The sequence below is a fragment of the Bacillus sp. PK6-013 genome (genome assembly GCF_054161445.1).
The window spans coordinates 1,161,433-1,180,596 of the sequence record NZ_CP096417.1; the positions used below are offsets into that span (position 1 = coordinate 1,161,433).

At 46.0% G+C, this 19,164-nt stretch carries 19 protein-coding genes and 1 other annotated feature (1 of these 20 only partly in view); of the genes, 15 read left to right on the forward strand and 4 right to left on the reverse strand.

The genetic code is table 11. From position 1 onward, the window contains the following. Window positions 1–34: 34 nt before the first annotated feature. Entirely contained in the window at window positions 35–1,108 is a 1,074-nt protein-coding gene (locus M1E03_RS05910) for a M42 family metallopeptidase (protein WP_103750237.1), read from the forward strand. A 52-nt stretch (window positions 1,109–1,160) separates the two neighbouring features. Here M1E03_RS05910 and M1E03_RS05915 read toward each other — a convergent pair whose 3' ends face one another. Next, window positions 1,161–1,607 (reverse strand): YtoQ family protein, encoded by a 447-nt coding sequence (locus M1E03_RS05915; RefSeq protein WP_020452614.1) that lies wholly within the window; start codon window positions 1,605–1,607, stop codon window positions 1,161–1,163. Between the two features lie 290 nt (window positions 1,608–1,897). Here M1E03_RS05915 and M1E03_RS05920 point away from each other — a divergent pair, with 290 nt between their 5' ends. The 13 genes from M1E03_RS05920 (at window position 1,898) to motS (ending at window position 14,609) form a co-directional block, all read left to right on the forward strand. Next, window positions 1,898–2,218, forward strand: a complete 321-nt coding sequence (locus M1E03_RS05920) for a thioredoxin family protein (RefSeq protein ID WP_003184462.1) — start codon at window positions 1,898–1,900, stop codon at window positions 2,216–2,218. A 19-nt stretch (window positions 2,219–2,237) separates the two neighbouring features. Beyond that, window positions 2,238–3,047 (forward strand): DUF1444 domain-containing protein, encoded by an 810-nt coding sequence (locus M1E03_RS05925; protein ID WP_020452613.1) that lies wholly within the window; start codon window positions 2,238–2,240, stop codon window positions 3,045–3,047. 18 nt (window positions 3,048–3,065) lie between these two features. Next, window positions 3,066–3,671, forward strand: a complete 606-nt coding sequence (ytpR, locus tag M1E03_RS05930; RefSeq protein ID WP_020452612.1) for a YtpR family tRNA-binding protein — start codon at window positions 3,066–3,068, stop codon at window positions 3,669–3,671. A gap of 184 nt (window positions 3,672–3,855) precedes the next feature. Then, window positions 3,856–6,762, forward strand: coding sequence for a DNA translocase FtsK (locus tag M1E03_RS05935; RefSeq protein ID WP_105981148.1), 2,907 nt, complete (start codon window positions 3,856–3,858; stop codon window positions 6,760–6,762). 265 nt (window positions 6,763–7,027) lie between these two features. After that, on the forward strand, window positions 7,028–8,326 hold the full coding sequence (gene murC, locus M1E03_RS05940; RefSeq protein ID WP_023855512.1) for a UDP-N-acetylmuramate--L-alanine ligase: 1,299 nt from the start codon (window positions 7,028–7,030) through the stop codon (window positions 8,324–8,326). Between the two features lie 167 nt (window positions 8,327–8,493). Beyond that, window positions 8,494–8,916 (forward strand): DUF948 domain-containing protein, encoded by a 423-nt coding sequence (locus M1E03_RS05945; protein WP_020452609.1) that lies wholly within the window; start codon window positions 8,494–8,496, stop codon window positions 8,914–8,916. A gap of 3 nt (window positions 8,917–8,919) precedes the next feature. Next, a complete protein-coding gene (locus tag M1E03_RS05950) occupies window positions 8,920–9,336 on the forward strand; it encodes a YtxH domain-containing protein (protein ID WP_020452608.1) in 417 nt (138 codons plus the stop codon). A gap of 20 nt (window positions 9,337–9,356) precedes the next feature. Beyond that, window positions 9,357–9,683 carry a bacillithiol system redox-active protein YtxJ gene (gene ytxJ, locus M1E03_RS05955; protein ID WP_020452607.1) on the forward strand — a complete coding sequence of 109 codons (327 nt, stop codon included), beginning with the start codon at window positions 9,357–9,359 and terminating at the stop codon, window positions 9,681–9,683. A 149-nt stretch (window positions 9,684–9,832) separates the two neighbouring features. Beyond that, window positions 9,833–10,408 (forward strand): hypothetical protein, encoded by a 576-nt coding sequence (locus M1E03_RS05960; protein WP_234026546.1) that lies wholly within the window; start codon window positions 9,833–9,835, stop codon window positions 10,406–10,408. Between the two features lie 211 nt (window positions 10,409–10,619). After that, the gene (locus M1E03_RS05965) at window positions 10,620–11,696 is read left to right on the forward strand and encodes a bifunctional 3-deoxy-7-phosphoheptulonate synthase/chorismate mutase (RefSeq protein ID WP_003184447.1); all 1,077 of its coding nucleotides are present in this window, start codon (window positions 10,620–10,622) and stop codon (window positions 11,694–11,696) included. Between the two features lie 315 nt (window positions 11,697–12,011). Next, entirely contained in the window at window positions 12,012–13,013 is a 1,002-nt protein-coding gene (gene ccpA / locus M1E03_RS05970) for a catabolite control protein A (protein ID WP_020452605.1), read from the forward strand. Between the two features lie 95 nt (window positions 13,014–13,108). Next, entirely contained in the window at window positions 13,109–13,927 is an 819-nt protein-coding gene (gene motP, locus M1E03_RS05975) for a flagellar motor protein MotP (protein ID WP_020452604.1), read from the forward strand. Then, on the forward strand, window positions 13,917–14,609 hold the full coding sequence (motS, locus tag M1E03_RS05980) for a flagellar motor protein MotS (RefSeq protein ID WP_144499106.1): 693 nt from the start codon (window positions 13,917–13,919) through the stop codon (window positions 14,607–14,609). The genes motP and motS overlap by 11 nt, the downstream gene beginning before the upstream one ends. A 63-nt stretch (window positions 14,610–14,672) precedes the next feature. Here the strand turns inward: motS and M1E03_RS05985 are convergent, their stop codons facing one another. From M1E03_RS05985 to M1E03_RS05995, 3 genes are read right to left on the reverse strand one after another with little or no spacing between them, the layout of a single operon-like run. Then, window positions 14,673–15,833, reverse strand: coding sequence for an acetoin utilization protein AcuC (locus tag M1E03_RS05985; protein ID WP_095323542.1), 1,161 nt, complete (start codon window positions 15,831–15,833; stop codon window positions 14,673–14,675). Then, complete coding sequence (locus M1E03_RS05990) at window positions 15,830–16,474, reverse strand: acetoin utilization AcuB family protein (RefSeq protein ID WP_458110720.1); 645 nt, start codon at window positions 16,472–16,474, stop codon at window positions 15,830–15,832. The genes M1E03_RS05985 and M1E03_RS05990 overlap by 4 nt, the downstream gene beginning before the upstream one ends. Window positions 16,475–16,495: 21 nt before the next feature. Beyond that, window positions 16,496–17,128, reverse strand: coding sequence for a GNAT family N-acetyltransferase (locus M1E03_RS05995; protein ID WP_458110721.1), 633 nt, complete (start codon window positions 17,126–17,128; stop codon window positions 16,496–16,498). Window positions 17,129–17,283: 155 nt separating this feature from the next. Between M1E03_RS05995 and acsA the strand changes: the two genes are divergently transcribed. Then, a complete protein-coding gene (gene acsA / locus M1E03_RS06000) occupies window positions 17,284–19,002 on the forward strand; it encodes an acetate--CoA ligase (protein ID WP_458110722.1) in 1,719 nt (572 codons plus the stop codon). Between the two features lie 53 nt (window positions 19,003–19,055). Continuing rightward, window positions 19,056–19,164, forward strand: a binding site (T-box leader); it runs 132 nt beyond the window's last position.

The following is a 19,164-nucleotide window of genomic DNA, read 5'->3' on the forward strand; positions in this document are numbered from 1 at the left end:
ATGTAGAGAGATACATAAGAAAAGAGGGAAACAGATGAATCAGGAAATGAGAACGCTTTTTCAAACGTTGACGGAGCTCCCCGGCGCCCCGGGAAATGAACATCTAGTCCGCCGTTTCATGAAAAAAGAGCTTGAAAAATATGCTGATGAGATCCTCCAGGACAGACTGGGAAGCGTGTTCGGCGTTAAACATGGACCTGAAGACAGTCCGAAAATTATGGTGGCCGGCCATATGGATGAAGTGGGATTTATGGTGACATCAATCACTGACAACGGACTGCTTCGGTTTCAAACACTGGGCGGCTGGTGGAGCCAGGTTTTATTGGCTCAGCGGGTGGAAATCCATACGGACAACGGGCCGATCCCCGGCGTCATCGCGAGCACGCCTCCTCATCTTTTAACAGATGAGCAGAGGAGACGTCCAATGGATATCAAAAACATGATGATTGATATTGGTGCGGATGACAGGGAAGATGCCGAACGCATCGGTGTCAAACCAGGCCAGCAAATCGTGCCGATCTGTCCGTTTACCCCGATGGCAAATGAAAAGAAGATCATGGCGAAAGCATGGGATAACCGCTACGGCTGCGGACTCAGCATTGAGTTGCTGAAAGAACTGCAAGGAGCAGAACTTCCGAACACGCTTTACTCAGGCGCGACCGTTCAGGAAGAGCTCGGCACAAGAGGTGCGCAAACTGCGGCCAATATGATACAGCCTGACTTGTTTTTCGCGCTTGACGCAAGTCCGGCAAACGATGCGAGCGGCGACAAAAATCAATTTGGCCAGCTCGGCAAAGGGGTGTTGTTAAGGATTTTCGACCGGACGATGGTGACGCACAGCGAAATGAGAAATTTTGTGCTGGATACGGCAGAGACTCATGACATCCCGTATCAATATTTTGTTTCCCCTGGAGGAACCGATGCCGGTCGTGTTCACATCTCAAATGAAGGCGTTCCTTCGGCCGTGATCGGCATTTGTTCAAGATATATCCATACATCTGCTTCCATTATCCACGTTGATGACTACCTTGCTGCAAAAGAATTGCTGCTCAAGCTTGTCAAAGCTTGCGACAGTTCTGCCGTACAATCGATTTTGCGAAATGATTGAACAAAGAGACCCTGTGCCGCTTTACGCACAGGGTCTCTTTTTGATGATACAGCTACCGGCTTTCAAATACGTACGACAACGATTTAATCGCCTGATTGACAGTTTCTACGGTAATGTTCGCTTTGTTTGACAGTTCTTTTAACGGATGATGGAGTGACTCAGGACGGATGATGATCAGCGGCTTGCCTTTGGCAATCGCGTATGAAGCATCCATCGCCGTGTTCCATTGCTTGTATTTTTCCCCGAAAAGAGCGATGACCACATCCGCTTTGTTCATTAAAACGGAAGTTCGAAAATTATTCAAATCCGAGGCTGCATCATCTTTCGCGATCGAATCAGCCTGCTTGCCCATAATTTCTTCACCGATGTTGTCGGAGCGGTCGTGATTTTCCATCGGTCCGACAAACGTGATCGGCAGCTTGAGCGATTTTGCTTTTTCCTTCACTTCTTCACGCCAATTGCTATGTATTTCTCCGGCAAGATAAACGATAAATTCCATACATACTCCTCCTGACTGTCATGGGATCACGGCGCAAGGCGCCTTAACGGATATTTTTACCCTATTACTTACCATGTTAAACGAGAATGGCTTGATAAAGCAAAAAAATTATGCTTATGATATGAAAGAGGATCGGATCGTTAAGATTTTCCCTTTTTAAAACGGGTAAGATACATAAAGAATCGTTCATCTTTTAAAAAAGCAGGTGGACAGCAAAAGGCTGGATATGGAGCCGGTTGTCTGGTATGATCCGAATGGATGATAAGAACATATATTGGAGGCGTTGAGTGATGAAAACGATCGAGACGAATGAAGAACTGCAAAAAGTTGTGAAAGACGATTTATCCTTGTTGATGTTTTCGGCTGACTGGTGCCCGGACTGCCGTTTTGTAGAACCGTTTTTGCCCGAGCTTGAGGCGAACTATCCGGAATTTACATTCTATTATGTTGACCGTGACAAATTTATTGATACGTGCGCGGAGTGGGACATTTTCGGAATCCCGAGCTTCCTCGTATTTAAAGAAGGAAACGAAATCAGCCGCTTTGTCAGCAAAGACCGAAAAACGAAAGAGGAAATCGAGCAATTTTTGACAGATTCCCTGAATAAGTAGCCGAAAGGAGAGTTCCTCTATGAAAATGACGTCAAGGAAACTTTCCGATATATTAAAAAAACGTTTGCAAAATGACAACTGGTCCTTTCATTTCGATAGGGAAAAAGACACCTTGAGAATCGAGGATAAAAATACAGGAAAAGGCATTACACTCGAACTCCCGGGGATCATCGCCAAATGGGAGCAGAAAAAAGATGATGCGATTGACGAAGTCGTCTATTATACTGAGGAAGCACTCAATGCCATGAAAGGCCAGTCGCAGGAAATGGAAGGGCGGGAAAGTCTCATCTATCCCGTCATCCGCTCGACTTCCTTTCCCGAGAAATCCAGCGCAGGCGTTCCCTTGATTTTTGACGGCCACACGGCTGAAACACGAATATACTACGCGCTCGACCTTGGAAACACATACCGGCTGATCGACGAAAAAATGCTGGAAAAAGAGGGCTGGACAAAGGAAAGGATTCGGGAAACGGCTTCCTTTAACCTTCGCTCGCTCCAAACCGTTGTCAAAGAAGACGCAGTCGCCGGCAATCACTTCTACTTTTTCAGAGCAAATGACGGCTATGACGCCAGCAGGGTGTTGAACGAATCGATTCTCGCAGAGTATGAGAAAAGCGCGGAAGGGACACTGGCGGTGTCAATCCCGCACCAGGATGTGCTGATTATTGCCGACATCCGCAACAATGCTGGATACGATATTCTCGGGCAAATGTCGATGAGCTTTTTTGCAAACGGAACAGTGCCGATCACTGCGCTTTCTTTCCTTTATGAGGATGGAAAGCTTGAACCGATCTTTATTCTGGCTAAAAACCGCCCTAAAAAGAAATGATAGAAAGGAATTTTTCTCATGAACGCATTTTATAATCCAGAAGGCGTAGGCGATACGCTGCTCATCTCATTGAACGATATTCCGCGCGAAGAGATCGCTTTTGAGCGCTGCGGAGACGTCGTGAAAATTTTTCATAAAGACACAAAGGAAACAGGAGGCTATAACATTTTTAATGTCTCCTCATATTTAAGCATTGAGGAAAGCGGAGCTGTTGCGCTTTCCGAATCCTTTGTCCAGGATGTGAATGAAATTCTGGTCCGCAACGGTTTGAAAGATGAGCTGACCGTCGATCTTTCTCCGAAGTTTGTAGTCGGATATGTCGAAGAAAAAGAAAAGCATCCGAATGCCGATAAACTGAGTGTCTGCAAAGTGAATGCAGGGAGCGAGACGCTGCAAATCGTCTGCGGAGCTCCTAATGTTGAAGCCGGCCAAAAAGTCGTCGTAGCCAAAGTTGGAGCCGTGATGCCGAGCGGTATGATTATTAAAGATGCGGAACTTCGCGGAGTGGCGTCAAGCGGTATGATTTGTTCTGCCAAGGAACTGAACCTCCCAGACGCGCCGAAGGAAAAAGGCATTCTTGTCCTTGATGACAGCCGTAAAGCAGGAGAAGCTTTTACATTTTAACGGCATAAAATGAACAAAACTTTCGAATAGATGTAAAAAAGAAGCCGCTGGGTAGACAAACTTGGCGGCTTTTTTATTCGGAGGGCGGACACATGAGAAGGACTTGTCCTTTTCTGGGTGGGGAAGCAGTGGTATACTTAAAACCGTCCCCGAAAAATTTAAGGGAGTTAGAGAGTGATGATTCATGAGCTGGTTTAATAAAATGTTCAGCCTGTTTTTAGGCGATGATGAAGATAATGAAAAACAAAAAAAGCACATAGAAGAGTTTGAGGCGGATTCATTTATAGAGAAAGAAGAAGAAATGCCGCAAATTTCCGACGCAAAAGTCGTATATGAATATCCAAAAGGGAAATTCCGCTTTCCGGTTATACCTGATCAAAACTCGCGGCCGCGGGAAAAGGATGACAGCCGCGAACAAAGGACCCGCCGCCCGGCAGGCCGGCACACAGCTTCTCAGCCGAAACCCGGAAATTCCTATCATCATGAAGAGAAAGCGGCGAAAAAACCCTTTAGGCCGTCCGTCATCCCGTCACCGGTTTACGGCTTTCATGAACAGAAAAGAGCCAAACCGGAAAATTATACATATCGTGCAAACAAACAAATGGAAGCGCGTGTCACGCTGTTTAACGAAGAAATTGAAAAAGAGCAGAAGGTTGCCGGAAATAAGCAGCCGGTACGAGAAGAACCTTCCTTGCAAACTGAAAAGAACGGCCGTCCGCTGACTAAAAGCGAGAGTCGCAATCCGACATGGCGAGCCGAATTTGAAGATGTCCCGCATATGTCGGAGGAAACGGATTTCCGCCGAGAGCAAATCACAGAAGGTGGCGAAGCCGCTGAAGAAAAAGTGCTGCGGTATGAATCCGAACGAACGGAAACCCCTGTCTCAACACATACTCCGGAAGAAACGGAAATCCGCCAAGAGCGAATGACAGAAGATTCTGGGCTCGCCGAAGAGAAAGCGCTGCGGCATGAATCCGAACGAACGGAAACCTCTGTCTCAACGCATACTCCGGAAGAAACGGAAATCCGCCAAGAGCGAATGACAGAAGGCGGCGGGCTTGCCGAAGAGAAAGCGCTGCGGTATGAAGCTGAAGAAGAGACAGCCACCGCATCATGGAACATAACGGAAGAAGAAGCAATTCCCGCCGAGCAAACGCCGGAACAAATCGAAAAGCTTTTGGATCAGATCGAGGAAACCGGAGAAGAGAAGGAAACTGCAGAGGATGCAGAAACCATCGTAGAAGAACATGGGGAGACTAACGGCTCGGACGAAATGCTGCCTGACCCGGAAGCTTCAATTCCAGAAAAGCAGTACACTGGCCGCAGTTCTGAAGTATCCGACCAGAGCGATGGTCCTTCCGATAACAAAAACCGGACAGATTCCAACACGCCGGCTGACGCTCGTGAAGAAACAAGCGGAAGCAGCCAGGCTGGCTGGAGACATGAGCATGCATCATTTTCACCGGAACCGGAAGAGACAGCGTCAAGCGCGGGTGAACCCGAAAACAGCGAACAGGACCGGGAGAGTACAGGGACAGTTGAGGGGCGGCCTGAGGCTCCGCGGAAACGGGAAACAGGAGCTGCTCCGGGATCGAAGAAAGGCTCTGTTCCGTTTAATGTCATGATGCTTGCATCAGATAAACAAAAAGAAAAAGCGCCTCAAGGATATCAGTTCCCGAATATGTCTTTGCTTGATGTGCCTCCGGCGCAAAAGCAGGATGATCAGGCCTGGATACACGAGCAGCGCGAGCTGTTGGACGTCACGCTTGAGAACTTCAATGTCAAAGCAAATGTCGTTCATGTCACCCAGGGGCCTTCTGTGACAAGATTTGAGGTGCATCCTGAACCCGGAGTGAAAGTAAACAAAATTACAAATCTGTCAGATGATATTAAACTCAGCCTGTCAGCGAAAGATATTCGGATCGAAGCGCCGATTCCGGGAAAAAATACGATCGGAATTGAAGTGCCGAATCTGCATAGTAAAATGGTTTATTTGCGCGAAATGATCAGAAGTTCGGAATTCAGAACGAATCCGTCCCCTCTGACCGCAGCCCTCGGACTCGACATTTCCGGAAAGCCCGTCGTGGCAGATCTGAAAAAAATGCCCCACGGGTTGATTGCCGGGGCTACGGGATCAGGGAAAAGCGTATGCATCAACACGATCTTAGTCAGTCTGCTGTTCAAATCGGCGCCGAGGGATGTCAAGCTTCTGCTTATCGATCCTAAGATGGTGGAGCTTGCTCCGTATAATAAAATTCCTCATCTCGTCAGTCCTGTCATCACAGATGCCAAAGCGGCAACTGCTGCATTAAAATGGGTTGTCGAAGAAATGGAGCGGCGCTATGAATTATTTGCCCATTCCGGTGTTCGGGAAATTGAACGATTTAATGAAAAAGTCCGGGAACAGAACATGGGTGAAAAACTTCCTTATCTTGTTGTCGTGATTGATGAACTTGCCGACTTAATGATGGTCGCTCCGAATGAAGTGGAAGAAAGCATCTGCCGAATCGCACAAAAAGCAAGAGCGTGCGGCATCCATCTTCTGATCGCGACGCAGCGGCCTTCAGTTGATGTCATTACCGGCTTGATTAAAGCCAATATACCAACAAGAATAGCGTTTTCTGTATCAAGCGCCGTCGATTCAAGAACGATTATCGATATGGCGGGAGCTGAAAAGCTGCTTGGAAAAGGGGATATGCTGTTCCTGGAGAACGGTTCAGGCAAACCGGTCCGCCTGCAGGGTAACTTTGTTTCCGACCGGGAGATTGACCGTGTCGTTTCACATGTCAGACGGCAGCAGGAGCCGAACTATTTATTTGAACAAGAACAATTGGTCAGACAAAATCCGGCCGGATTTGATCAGGATGAACTGTTTCTGGAAGCGTGCGAATTTGCCGTGGAACAAAACAGCGCCAGCACTTCAAGCCTGCAGCGACGCTTTCGCATCGGCTATAACAGAGCTGCCAGATTAATCGATATGATGGAAAGGGAAGGCATGATTTCTGAGGCGAAAGGAAGTAAGCCGAGAGAAGTCCTGATTACAAAGGCCGAGCTGGAACAGTTAATAGAAAGTAGTTCACTTTTCGGCTAAACATGGTATGATAGCAGATGGGCGTGTTTTTTTTAGAGCGCCGCATATTAAAGCGCCGGCAGCGGCGTTTTAATCCGTTTTTAAGAGCACTTCCGTGAAAGGGTTCAAAAAAATCCTTTACGCAGGAGGTTTATTCACTCTTGAAAATGTCTGATACTGAATATAATGATGACTTTGAAGAAAACGATGCGGCCGAGCTTAGGTTGCAAATTGAAATAAGCGTCATATACTGGGAAGCAGATAGACGTTTGTTGGAGGTACAATTATGACTGTTTATCATTTTGTCGGAATAAAAGGGACAGGTATGAGTCCGCTTGCCCAAATTCTCCATGATAATGGATATAATGTCCAAGGATCGGATATCGAAAAGTACATTTTTACACAAACCGCTTTAGAGGAGAGAAATATCCCGATATATCCGTTTGATCCGGAAAATATCAAGCCGGGAATGATTGTTATTGCCGGAAATGCTTTTCCCGACACCCATCCTGAAATTGAAAAAGCGCGAGCCGAAGGCCTGCAAGTCGTGCGGTATCATAAATTCCTCGGTGACTATCTGAAGAAATTTACGAGTATTGCCGTGACAGGGGCACATGGCAAAACGTCAACGACGGGTCTTTTATCCCATGTCATCCAGAAAGCAAAACCGACATCTTATCTGATTGGAGACGGGACTGGAAAAGGCTGCGAAAACAGCGAGTACTTTGTGCTTGAAGCCTGTGAATACAGAAGGCATTTTCTGAGCTATCAGCCTGATTATGCGATCATGACAAATATTGATTTTGATCATCCCGATTATTTCGCGAATATCGATGATGTATTTGACGCATTTCAAACGATGGCATTACAGGTGAACAAGGGAATTATCGCATGCGGCGACGACGAATATTTGATGAAAATCCATGCGAACGTTCCAGTCGTATACTACGGCTTTGCCGAGGAAAACGATTTTCAGGCGAGAAATGTCATCAAAAATACCGAGGGCACAACGTTCGATGTTTTCGTCAGGAACACATTCTACGATACCTTCTATATACCGGCATACGGCAGCCATAACGTTCTGAACGCTTTGGCCGTTATTGCACTCTGCCATTATGAACAGGTCGATGTCGATATCATTAAAGAAGGATTGCAAACCTTTGGCGGCGTTAAACGCAGATTTAACGAAAAACATGCCGGCAGCCAAGTGTTGATTGACGATTATGCCCATCATCCGACTGAAATCACGGTGACGATTGAAGCAGCCAGACAGAAGTATCCGGAACGGGACATTGTCGCAGTATTTCAACCGCATACATTTACGCGTACGCAGTCGTTCCTGAATGAGTTTGCCGAAAGCCTCAAGAAAGCCGATTACGTATATCTTTGCGATATATTCGGATCTGCCCGGGAAAATGCAGGAAAGCTGACGATCGGCGATTTGCAGGAGAAAATCCCGCAGGCGAAGCTGATCGATGAAAATGACACATCGATTTTAAAGGAGCATGAAAATGCAGTGTTAATTTTCATGGGCGCAGGTGACATTCAAAAGTATTTAAAAGCATATGAAAATGTATTAGCATAATGAGAAAAAGGCAGTGTGAGTCAATCCGCTGCTTTTTTGTACATATGGAGCCGGGAGTTTCTGTTAAAGGAATTTTCCTGTGCGTGTAGAAAAAGTAAATATAAAGGTTTACGATTTAAACAATTGGGTATACATCAATTGTAAGACCTTAGCTCGAGGAGGATAAGATGATTATTATTCTATATTTAAGCGCCGCACTCATTGCTGTCAGCTTTCTTATTCTGGTTATCTATTTATCAAAAACATTAAAATCGCTTCAAGTCACACTCAATCATGTTGCCGCAACGCTGGAAGGTGTTGAAGGACAAATGAAAGGCATCACAGCTGAAACAACGGAGCTCCTGAATAAGACGAACCGGCTAGCTGATGATATTCAGGAAAAATCTTTGAAGCTGAATACGGTCGTGGATGCCGTTCAGGAAGTCGGCACATCGGTCAGGCAGTTTAACAGCTCCATTCAGCAGGTTTCAGAGTCCGTCACATCAGCCGCAGAGCAAAACCGTGAAAAAATTTCTCAAGTTGTCAGCTGGAGCAATGCAGCTTTGGAAATTTGGAATAGATGGAAACAAAAGAAGATGAAGGAGGAATAATTTATGAGTAAAGATGGAATGAATACTAAAGATTTTTTAATCGGCACATTTGTAGGCGGAATCATCGGGGCAGCCGCAGCTTTATTTTTAGCACCGAAGTCAGGGAAAGAGCTTCGCGATGACCTCGGAAATCAGGCTGTCGTTTTAAAAGATAAGACCGGAAAGCTCACAAGCGAAGCGAGGGAGAGAGGTTCTGAGTACGTCAGCATCGCCAAAGAGAAGACATCTTCGATTTCACAGCTTGTTGCCGACCAGTCTTCACAGATCATGGATAAAGTCAAAGACTTGCGAAACAAAGGTGCTGAAAAAGCTGATGAACTAAAGGAAGAAGCATCGACTAAAATCGAAGAACAGGCTGAAGAAGCCAAAAATGAAATAGAAGATGAAGCAAGGGAAACAGCGGATACCGTCCAGAAATAATGGAGGAAAGGGAGATCACCGTGTCGAAACAGCTCATTCAAACAGAGGATGAATTTAAAAAGCTTGCAGAAAACAACGATACATTTATCTTTTTGAAACATAGTGTGACATGCCCGATCAGCAGGCGCGCGTTTGAAGAATTTGAATCATTCGCCAATCAGCATGAAGACATACCGGCTTATTATTTAAAAGTGCAGGAAAGCCGACCGCTGTCAAACTATATCGCTGAGCAGTACGGAATTAAACACGAAAGTCCTCAAGCCTTCATTTTTACAAACGGGAACGTGAAATGGCACGCCTCCCATTCGCAAATTACAGCTCAAGCACTTGCGGAAAACAGCAGATAATCCGCAGGTAAAAACGGCCAAGACGTATAGCGTTTTGGCCGTTTTCTATGTTGTTATGATGCTTTTGCCTCATGGAAATGCCTTTTTAGGAAAATGTATCGTTTGATCCATGGTTGTACGTTATAATTAATAAAACAGGAGGTGATGAGTTGAACACTGAATTAAAGGACATGCTTCAATCCGTTCTAAAAGAAGAATTGAGTCCGATCAATCAGCGTCTTGATGGAATCGACAAGCGCTTAGACAAAATCGACGCACGCTTCGTTGAGGTCGACAAGCGCTTCGATGAAGTGGATGCACGCTTCGCTGAGATCGACAAGCGCTTCGATGAAGTGGATGCACGCTTCGCTGAGATCGACAAGCGCTTCGATGAAGTGGACGCACGCTTCGTTGAGATAGACAAGCGCTTCGATGAAGTGGACGCACGCTTCGTTGGAGTAGATAAGCGTTTTAACGCAATCGACAAGCGCTTCAAAGAAATAGACGGGCGCTTAAACAAAGTAGAAAACCGCTTAAACGCAATGGACAAGCGGCTGAATCGGCTTGAAACAGATATAGATGAACTGAAAAGAGGACAGGAGAGGCTCCCGAAAACGATCATCGAGAACATCGGACAATTTACGGAGAACATTGTCGAACATGCCGATGATAAGGCGGCTGCCTTGAATGACAGGGTTTTTAGCGTCGAAACCGCAATACAGAGAATATACAGGTTATCAAGTTAAAGAATCAAACAAGATTCTTTTTTTTTATTCTTCCGACAAACACCCGCACAGCAAGGGATAAACTGCATATAATGCTTTATCGCTTAAAAGCGTTTTGGTAATAAAGAATTTTTTCGTGACATTTTAAGAAACATTGTTTATAATAAACCCTAATCAATTGAATCATTCTTATTCTCATAGAGGGTGAAGTTAAAAAGAAAGGATGGATAACATGAGCAACACTGAACTTGATTTGCTGAGGCAGCAGGCGAATGAATTAAACTTGCAAATATTAAAGCTGATTAATGAGCGAGGAAGAATCGTTCAGGAGATTGGAAAAGCGAAGGAAGCGCAAGGCATCAACCGCTACGATCCAGTCAGAGAAAGAGCGATGCTGAACGAAATTATTGAAAATAATGACGGACCGTTTGAAAACTCGACGATCCAGCATATTTTCAAAGAGATTTTCAAAGCTGGACTTGAGCTTCAGGAAGACGATCACAGCAAAGCACTGCTCGTTTCCCGCAAGAAAAAGCCTGAAAATACGATCGTTGATTTGAAAGGCGAAAAGATCGGCGACGGAGAACAAAGATTTATCGTCGGTCCGTGTGCGGTTGAAAGCTATGAGCAAGTAGCCGAAGTTGCAGCCGCAGCTAAAAAGCAAGGCTTGAAACTGCTTCGCGGCGGAGCCTTCAAACCCCGTACAAGCCCGTACGACTTCCAAGGCCTCGGTGTTGAAGGCCTGCAAATCTTAAAGCGTGTTGCTGATGAGTATGATCTTGCCGTCATCAGTGAGATCGTGAATCCGCAGCATATTGAAGAAGCCATTGATTACATTGATGTTATCCAAATCGGCGCCCGCAACATGCAAAACTTCGAGCTCTTAAAAGCCGCCGGTTCAGTGAAGAAGCCGGTTCTGCTGAAGCGCGGACTTGCCGCAACGCTGAAGGAATTCATCAATGCAGCGGAGTACATCATGTCACAGGGCAATGATCAAATCATCCTTTGCGAACGCGGAATCAGAACGTATGAGACAGCGACTAGAAATACGCTTGATATCTCAGCTGTGCCGATCCTGAAGCAGGAAACTCACCTTCCTGTATTCGTGGATGTCACTCATTCTACCGGACGCCGCGACTTGCTGCTTCCGACAGCAAAAGCAGCGCTTGCGATCGGAGCTGACGGCGTCATGGCCGAAGTTCACCCTGATCCTTCTGTCGCGCTTTCCGACTCTGCTCAGCAAATGGATATCCCGACATTTGAAAAATGGTTAAATGAACTGAAGCCGCTCGTTCAAGTAAAAGCATAAGATTCGTTTATGGACCGCTTTCGAGCGGTCCTTTTTTTAGTTGTCATCAAAAATTGTCGAAAAAATGTCTTATTTTTAATTAAAAAGCTGTTTATTCTTATTTAAATTAATTATAAAAATAAAGGGAACGTTTTCATATTAGGTAAAACCGTGTATAATTTCAGAGAGCCCCTTTTGTTTTGGCAGGTTATGAAAAATAATGTAAACTTGAGTTCTGTTTATTTTACATAAAGTTTTACATTTTGACATTTCTCTACATGAAAATGTTTATGCTATAGGAAAAGAAAAGTGTACCCAGTTGAAGGAGTGGTAAAAATGAGTAATGTGACAATATATGATGTAGCACGCGAAGCAAATGTAAGTATGGCAACCGTTTCCAGGGTTGTGAACGGAAATCCGAACGTCAAGCCGACGACGAGAAAGAAGGTGCTTGAAGCCATCGAGCGTCTTGGCTATCGTCCAAATGCCGTGGCAAGGGGCCTTGCAAGCAAAAAGACGACGACTGTCGGCGTGATCATTCCCGATATTTCCAGCATCTTTTATTCAGAGCTGGCGAGGGGAATCGAAGATATCGCAACGATGTACAAGTACAATATTATTTTGAGCAACTCCGACCAGAATATGGACAAAGAACTTCATCTTTTGAATACGATGCTGGGAAAACAAGTTGACGGTATCGTCTTTATGAGCGGAAATGTCACTGAAGAGCATGTGGAGGAGTTTAAGCGGTCACCAGTTCCGATCGTGCTTGCGGCATCTGTTGAAGAAAAAGGGGAAACGCCGTCCGTTGCGATCGATTATGAACAGGCGATTTATGATGCGGCTACCATGCTGATTGAAAAAGGCCATAAGCGCCTTGCGTTTGTATCAGGACCTATGACTGAGCCGGTCAATCAAGCGAAAAAACTTCAAGGCTTTAAAAGAGCGCTTGAGGATAAGGGGCTGACATTTAAAGAAGAGTATGTCGCAGAAGGCGATTATACGTACGATTCAGGAATGGAAGCGCTGGAGGCGCTAATGAAGCTGGATGAAAAACCGACGGCCGTCCTGTCAGCGACAGACGAAATGGCACTCGGCGTTATTCACGCAGCACAGGATAAAGGACTGGCTATTCCGGATGACCTTGAAGTGATCGGCTTTGACAATACAAGGCTTTCATTAATGGTTCGACCGCAGCTGTCGACTGTCGTCCAGCCGACGTATGATATCGGTGCCGTAGCGATGAGACTTCTGACAAAGCTGATGAACAAAGAGGAAGTCGAAGAGCATATTGTCCAGCTGCCGCATCGCATTGAACTCAGACAATCAACAAAATGATCATGATTAAATAAACGAGAAAGAAAGCAAGTGTTCACAGCTTTTTTCGTGAATTGCTTGCTTTCTTTTCCTTGAGCTGGAGAGATTATGAAAAAATGAAACGATTTGATTATCTGACACCGGTCGGTTTGATTTTGGGTATTTTCATTTTAGTAATCGGCGTTGTCTCTGGAGCGGGGCTTTCCGGTTTTTATTCGTTTATCGATTTGACGTCTTTCTTTATCGTGACGGGCGGATTGTGTGCAGCTGTTTTCATCAGCTTTTCCCCGAAAGATTTAAAAAGAGCGCCGGCTGTGCTGAAGCAGGTCTTTATTTCGGAAGAAGACGATGTACGCGACTTGGTCAAAACCTTTGTCAGCCTGTCTGAACAGGCGCGCAAACAAGGAATTTTATCATTGGACGCCAATATCAATGAAATGAAAGACCCGTTTTTGAAAAAAGGTCTGCTTCTTGCCATCGACGGATGGGACGAGGAGACGATCCGTAATGTGATGAACTCGGAAATCGCCGCGATGGAAGAAAGGCACAGAAAGGGAAGAAGAATCTTTGAAAAAGCGGGGGAATTTGCCCCTGCATGGGGAATGATCGGAACCCTTGTCGGACTCGTCATGATGCTCAAAAACCTGAACAAGCCGGAAACGCTCGGTCCGAATATGGCGATCGCCCTTTTGACGACGCTTTACGGATCCCTTTTAGCCAACATGCTGTTTATACCGATCGCCGCAAAGCTTGAAGAAAAGACTGAGAATGAAATCTTTAAGAAGCAGGTCATGATCGAAGGCATCATCGGCATCCAGTCGGGAAGAAATCCGCGAAATCTGGAAAGCCAGCTTGTCGTTTTCAGTTCAAAAGAAGAATGGGCAAAAAAGCGGGCGGATCATATAAAACAAAAGGACAGGGCTCATGAAGCTTAGACATGAACGAAGAAAGCGCGAGCAGGGTCGCAAATCGTCAAACTGGATCATCACGTTTTCGGATTTGATTACGCTCATCCTCGTGTTCTTTATTTTACTGTTTTCGATGTCGCAAATCGATTTAAACAAATTTAAAGCAGCAGTCGGTTCATTTCAAGACAGGGCCGACGACAAATCCGCCGCAGAGCTGAAAAAAGAAAACGCGGACGATCAGAAGGCTGAAAAAACGGCTAAAAGCCAAGAAGATTTATTAAAGAAAATCAACGACTATATTGAAAAAAATGAACTGTCAAGTTTGATAGCGGCCAAGCGTGATGAACGGGGCATCATCCTCGTCCTTCAGGAAGCGGTTTTGTTTGATTCGGGAAAAGCGGATCTGAAAGACCAGGCTCACCCGCTTTTGCATAAAATCGCCGTCCTTCTCAAATCAGTGTCCAACCCGATCCGTGTGGAGGGGCATACGGACAGCCGCCCGATTTCGACTTACCGTTTTCCATCCAATTGGGAGCTTTCTGCGGCAAGGGCGAGCACTGTGATCGGCTACTTTACGTCGAAAGAAAAGCTCGACTCTTCACGTTTTCTTGCCATCGGTTATGCCGATACAAAACCGGTCAAGGACAACCGCACAGAGAGCCATATGAAGGAAAATAGGCGCGTCGAAATTGTCATCGCAAAAAAATAAATGAGAAGAAAGCAAGGTCTTGCATAAAAGCAAGGCCTTTTCTGTACGCCGGGATTTTTTGCATTAAGTGGCGCGCTTGGCAGAGCGAATCGGATAAAGAGCTTTGGCAACGGTTTGGGCGTTTTTTTCCGTTATTTCGGATTTTCTTGGAATCGGAGGATACAAATCTGCCGGGTCGGACCAGTTGGCAGGAAGTCGGACAGATGCCTGCTTCCCCCACTTTTTCAGCCATTTTTCAGGCATCTTATCCTCAGGTTTCATTCCTTTCATTTCAAGCCAGATTCTTGCCCATGCCCTCGGTACGACGCGCCAAATGTCGTACCCGCCTCCGCCGACAGCGATCCATCTTCCGTTGCAATAGGTGTGTGCAAGTTCGTGAGCGAGCTTTGGAATCTCTTCGTAAATCTTCATCGTCGTGCACAAGTGTGTCAGCGGATCGTAGTAATGCGCGTCAGCTCCGTTTTGCGACAAAATAACGTCCGGTTTGAAAAACTCGGCTATTTCAGAAACAGCCGTCCGGTAGGATTCAAGAAAAGACTCATCTTCTGTGAAGGCATCGAGCGGGATATTAAAAGCGTAGCCGTAGCCTTCGCCATGACCTCTTTCCTGTACTTGCCCCGTTCCCGGGAAAAGGTAGCGGCCGGTTTCATGAATCGAGACGGTACACACGGAAGGATCATCATAGAACGTAAACTGCACCCCGTCGCCGTGATGGGCGTCCGTATCAATATATAAAACCTTCGCATGATATTTTTTCTGCAAATATCGTATCACAACTGAACTGTCGTTATAGACGCAAAATCCTGAAGCTCTTCCTCTGAATCCGTGGTGAAGCCCGCCTCCGAGATTGAGGGCGTGTCTTGCTTTGCCCGTCATGACATAGTCTGCAGCTGTCAGTGTTCCGCCCACCAAAAGGGAGGCGGCTTCGTGCATCCCGGCAAAGACAGGGGTATCTTCTGTTCCAAGCCCGTAGTTTTCGCTTTCGGCTGCCGGGAGTTTTCCCGCCCCTGCAAGCTGGACGGCCTTGATATAATCGCCTGTGTGAACAAGGCCGAGCTCGGCTTCTGTCGCTATGCGCGGAGCAATCGTTTCTCCCGGTTCAAATGCGCCGACCGTATTCAAAAGATCGTATGTTACATAGACTCGCAGCTGATTAAACGGGTGATCTTGATGAAATTGATAGGTTTGGTAAGAGGGAGAAAAAATAAATACGCTGTCCTTCATGGCAAATCCCTTTGAACAGCCGGCCAAAGAACCTGATACCCTTTGGACTTCACGTCTTTGATGATAGAGGCGGGATTCATCGTTTGAACGCGAAACACGAGTATTTTCGAATCATCTTCATCACCGGGATATACGAGCACGCTCAATATGGCGATTTGGCGCCTGCTGAAAATGGCGCTGATATCAGCGAGGCTACGGGCGATATGATTGGTTTTGATTTCGATTTGGGAGCCTGGAAAATGGGCTCCTGTCAGCTGGACGAACGTATGCAGCAAATCGGATTTTGTCACAATGCCGACAAGCTTCCCGTTTTTTACGATCGGGAGGCAGCCGATTTCGTGTTCGAAAAAAACAGCTGATATTTCTTCGGCAAAATCAAGCGGGTGACCGGTGATCACTTCTTTTGACATAATCAGTTCCACCGGCTTTTTTAAATCTTCGTCAGATCTGTTTTGGGCAAAAATACTCGGACTTGCTGTTTTGACGTCCCTGTCCGTGACAATGCCTATGACCGTTCCCCGTTCATTGATGACGGGAAGGTGTTTAATATGAAATGTTCGCATGCGTTTGATCGCTTCTTCAATCGTATCCGTTCTGGAAAGTGTCACAACATCCCGTTTCATGATTTTTTCAACAATCATATTCAGGTCCCCTTTGCTCCCTTAATACATAAAACGATTGTGGAATCTGAGTCTGTCAAAACGCTCGATCGACTCCTGACTGACCTCTTTTCCGATGCGGGCCATTAAACAGTTGGCGGGATGGGAGCTGATTTCCGGATCGTCTGTCGCAAACCAGACAAGCCCTCCGGCATTCATCATTTTCTTCATCATCTTTCTGTATTCCCAAACATCTTTATTAGTCCCCTTTAGATCCCAATGCCAGTAATATTCAGTCGTGATGATGATATATTTTTCCATCTGCGGATCCATCATGCTGACCGCAAGCAGCGTCTTCCCGACAGAGTGACCCCTGAACGCCGGAATGACTTCGATGGCTCCAAGCTCAATTAAATTTTCCATGTTTCCTTCAGACCATCTTTCAAGCGGGTCTGGATAAACATATGTCACATAGCCGACAATGGTTTGCCGGAAACGGGCGATGATGATCCGTCCTTCGGGAAGCCCTGCGATTTCGATTAATGCTTCATGTTGTTTTTGAGATGGGCGAAAGGCTGTAAGCTCGTTGTGAAATTCATATTGTGCGAGTTTTTCGGGACTGATAGGGCCCTCTATCAGCACGGAGCCTTTCTCTGTCTGCAATTCTTTGGCATGATAAGTTTTGTGATGCTCCACGTATCCACCGCCTTACATCTTAGTTGAAGTCTTTTATACATAACATACCAAAATATTAAGCGTTTTCATAGGATGGAAGAGTATTTTTTAAAAATTGAGAAAATAAAAAATCTATACTATAATATATTTTGATGAGCGAACAAAGGGGGATGGGCATGGAATTGAAAGCGTTGCCAGCAGAAAAGGGAAACTACAACTTGAAAGACTATGATGAAGCATACCGGACATTTGACTGGAAGGATTCCGAAAAACATTTTTCATGGCACAAAACGGGAAAAATCAATGCAGCTTATGAAGCGATCGACCGCCACGCTGAGTCAAATTTGAAAAATAAAGTGGCATTTTACTACAAAGATCCGGTCCGCGAAGAAAAGTACACCTTCAGAGAGATGAAAAATGAAACGAATAAAGCCGGGAATGTCTTAAAGCAGCATGCCAATGTGGGAAAGGGAGACCGTGTGTTTGTTTTTATGCCGAGATCACCCGAGCTTTATTTTATTCTTCTCGGCGCTGTCAAATTGGGAGCGATCGTCGGGCCGTTGTTTGAAGCATTTATGGAAGGCGCTGTCAAAGACAGGCTTTTAAACAGCGGAGCGAAGGTTATCGTGACGACGCCGGAATTGCTTGAACGGGTGCCGGCCGGCGAACTTCCGGATCTTGAATCAATCATTGTCGTTGGAGAAGGCGTAAAGGAAGAAGGGGCTGTCATCGATTATTACGCGAAAGCGGCTGAAGCAGATACTGATCTTGAGATTGAATGGATGGATCAGGAAGACGGGATGCTGCTTCACTATACATCGGGTTCGACCGGCGCGCCAAAAGGGGTTCTCCACGTCCACAAAGCAATGATTCAGCATTATCAAACAGCCAAATGGGTTCTTGATCTGCACGACGATGACATTTATTGGTGCACGGCTGATCCAGGCTGGGTTACCGGAACGGTCTACGGGATCTTCGGTCCATGGCTGAATGGAGCAACGAATGTTGTCGTAGGCGGCAGATTCAGTCCCGAAGCATGGTACGAAACGATTGAAAAAATGGAAGTGACGGTATGGTACAGCGCGCCAACGGCTTTTCGGATGCTGATGGGTGCTGGCGACGATCTCGTAAACAAATATAATCTGAGCTCATTACGGCATATTTTAAGCGTAGGGGAGCCGTTAAATCCTGAAGTCATCAGATGGGGGCATAAAGTCTTCAGCAACCGGATTCATGATACATGGTGGATGACCGAAACAGGAGCGCAGCTCATCTGCAATTACCCGTGCATGGAAATTAAACCGGGATCGATGGGCAAGCCGATTCCAGGCGTAGAGGCTGCAATCGTCGATCACCAGGGAAATGAACTGCCTCCTTACAGAATGGGAAATCTCGCCATTAAAAAAGGCTGGCCGTCGATGATGCATTCAATCTGGAACAATCCTGAAAAATACAGCTCCTATTTTATGCCGGGGGATTGGTATGTGTCAGGAGATTCCGCCTACATGGATGAAGACGGATACTTCTGGTTCCAGGGAAGGATCGACGATGTCATCATGACATCGGGCGAGCGCGTCGGCCCGTTTGAAGTCGAAAGCAAGCTTATTGAACATCAAGCTGTCGCTGAAGCAGGCGTCATCGGCAAACCGGATCCCGTCCGCGGTGAAATTATTAAAGCATTTATCGCCTTGAGGGACGGTTATGAACCGTCAGATTCGTTAAAAGAAGAAATCAGGCAGTTCGTGAAACAAGGTTTGGCCGCACACGCCGCGCCAAGGGAAATCGAATTCAAGGATAAACTGCCGAAAACAAGAAGCGGAAAGATCATGAGACGCGTCCTGAAAGCTTGGGAGCTGAACCTTCCGGCAGGCGATCTCTCATCGATGGAAGACTGATGTCTCATTGACAATGCAAAAATATTATGTTAAAAAAGATTTAGTCGAATATTCAAAAGGTGAAGACTGAGATCAGTAAAACGCATCCTTCCCTGTCTTAGAGAGCTGATGGCCGGTGAAAATCAGCACATATGGATGGTTTGAATTACACTCACGAACCGC

Excerpts from the sequence above, each read along its gene's own strand:
- M1E03_RS05910 (WP_103750237.1), top strand. The coding sequence starts at position 35 with ATGAATCAGGAAATGAGAACGCTTTTTCAAACGTTGACGGAGCTCCCC.
- M1E03_RS05915 (WP_020452614.1), bottom strand. The coding sequence starts at position 1,607 with ATGGAATTTATCGTTTATCTTGCCGGAGAAATACATAGCAATTGGCGT.
- M1E03_RS05920 (WP_003184462.1), top strand. The coding sequence starts at position 1,898 with ATGAAAACGATCGAGACGAATGAAGAACTGCAAAAAGTTGTGAAAGAC.
- M1E03_RS05925 (WP_020452613.1), top strand. The coding sequence starts at position 2,238 with ATGAAAATGACGTCAAGGAAACTTTCCGATATATTAAAAAAACGTTTG.
- ytpR (WP_020452612.1), top strand. The coding sequence starts at position 3,066 with ATGAACGCATTTTATAATCCAGAAGGCGTAGGCGATACGCTGCTCATC.
- M1E03_RS05935 (WP_105981148.1), top strand. The coding sequence starts at position 3,856 with ATGAGCTGGTTTAATAAAATGTTCAGCCTGTTTTTAGGCGATGATGAA.
- murC (WP_023855512.1), top strand. The coding sequence starts at position 7,028 with ATGACTGTTTATCATTTTGTCGGAATAAAAGGGACAGGTATGAGTCCG.
- M1E03_RS05945 (WP_020452609.1), top strand. The coding sequence starts at position 8,494 with ATGATTATTATTCTATATTTAAGCGCCGCACTCATTGCTGTCAGCTTT.
- M1E03_RS05950 (WP_020452608.1), top strand. The coding sequence starts at position 8,920 with ATGAGTAAAGATGGAATGAATACTAAAGATTTTTTAATCGGCACATTT.
- M1E03_RS05965 (WP_003184447.1), top strand. The coding sequence starts at position 10,620 with ATGAGCAACACTGAACTTGATTTGCTGAGGCAGCAGGCGAATGAATTA.
- ccpA (WP_020452605.1), top strand. The coding sequence starts at position 12,012 with ATGAGTAATGTGACAATATATGATGTAGCACGCGAAGCAAATGTAAGT.
- motP (WP_020452604.1), top strand. The coding sequence starts at position 13,109 with ATGAAACGATTTGATTATCTGACACCGGTCGGTTTGATTTTGGGTATT.
- motS (WP_144499106.1), top strand. The coding sequence starts at position 13,917 with ATGAAGCTTAGACATGAACGAAGAAAGCGCGAGCAGGGTCGCAAATCG.
- M1E03_RS05985 (WP_095323542.1), bottom strand. The coding sequence starts at position 15,833 with ATGAAGGACAGCGTATTTATTTTTTCTCCCTCTTACCAAACCTATCAA.
- M1E03_RS05990 (WP_458110720.1), bottom strand. The coding sequence starts at position 16,474 with ATGATTGTTGAAAAAATCATGAAACGGGATGTTGTGACACTTTCCAGA.
- acsA (WP_458110722.1), top strand. The coding sequence starts at position 17,284 with ATGGAATTGAAAGCGTTGCCAGCAGAAAAGGGAAACTACAACTTGAAA.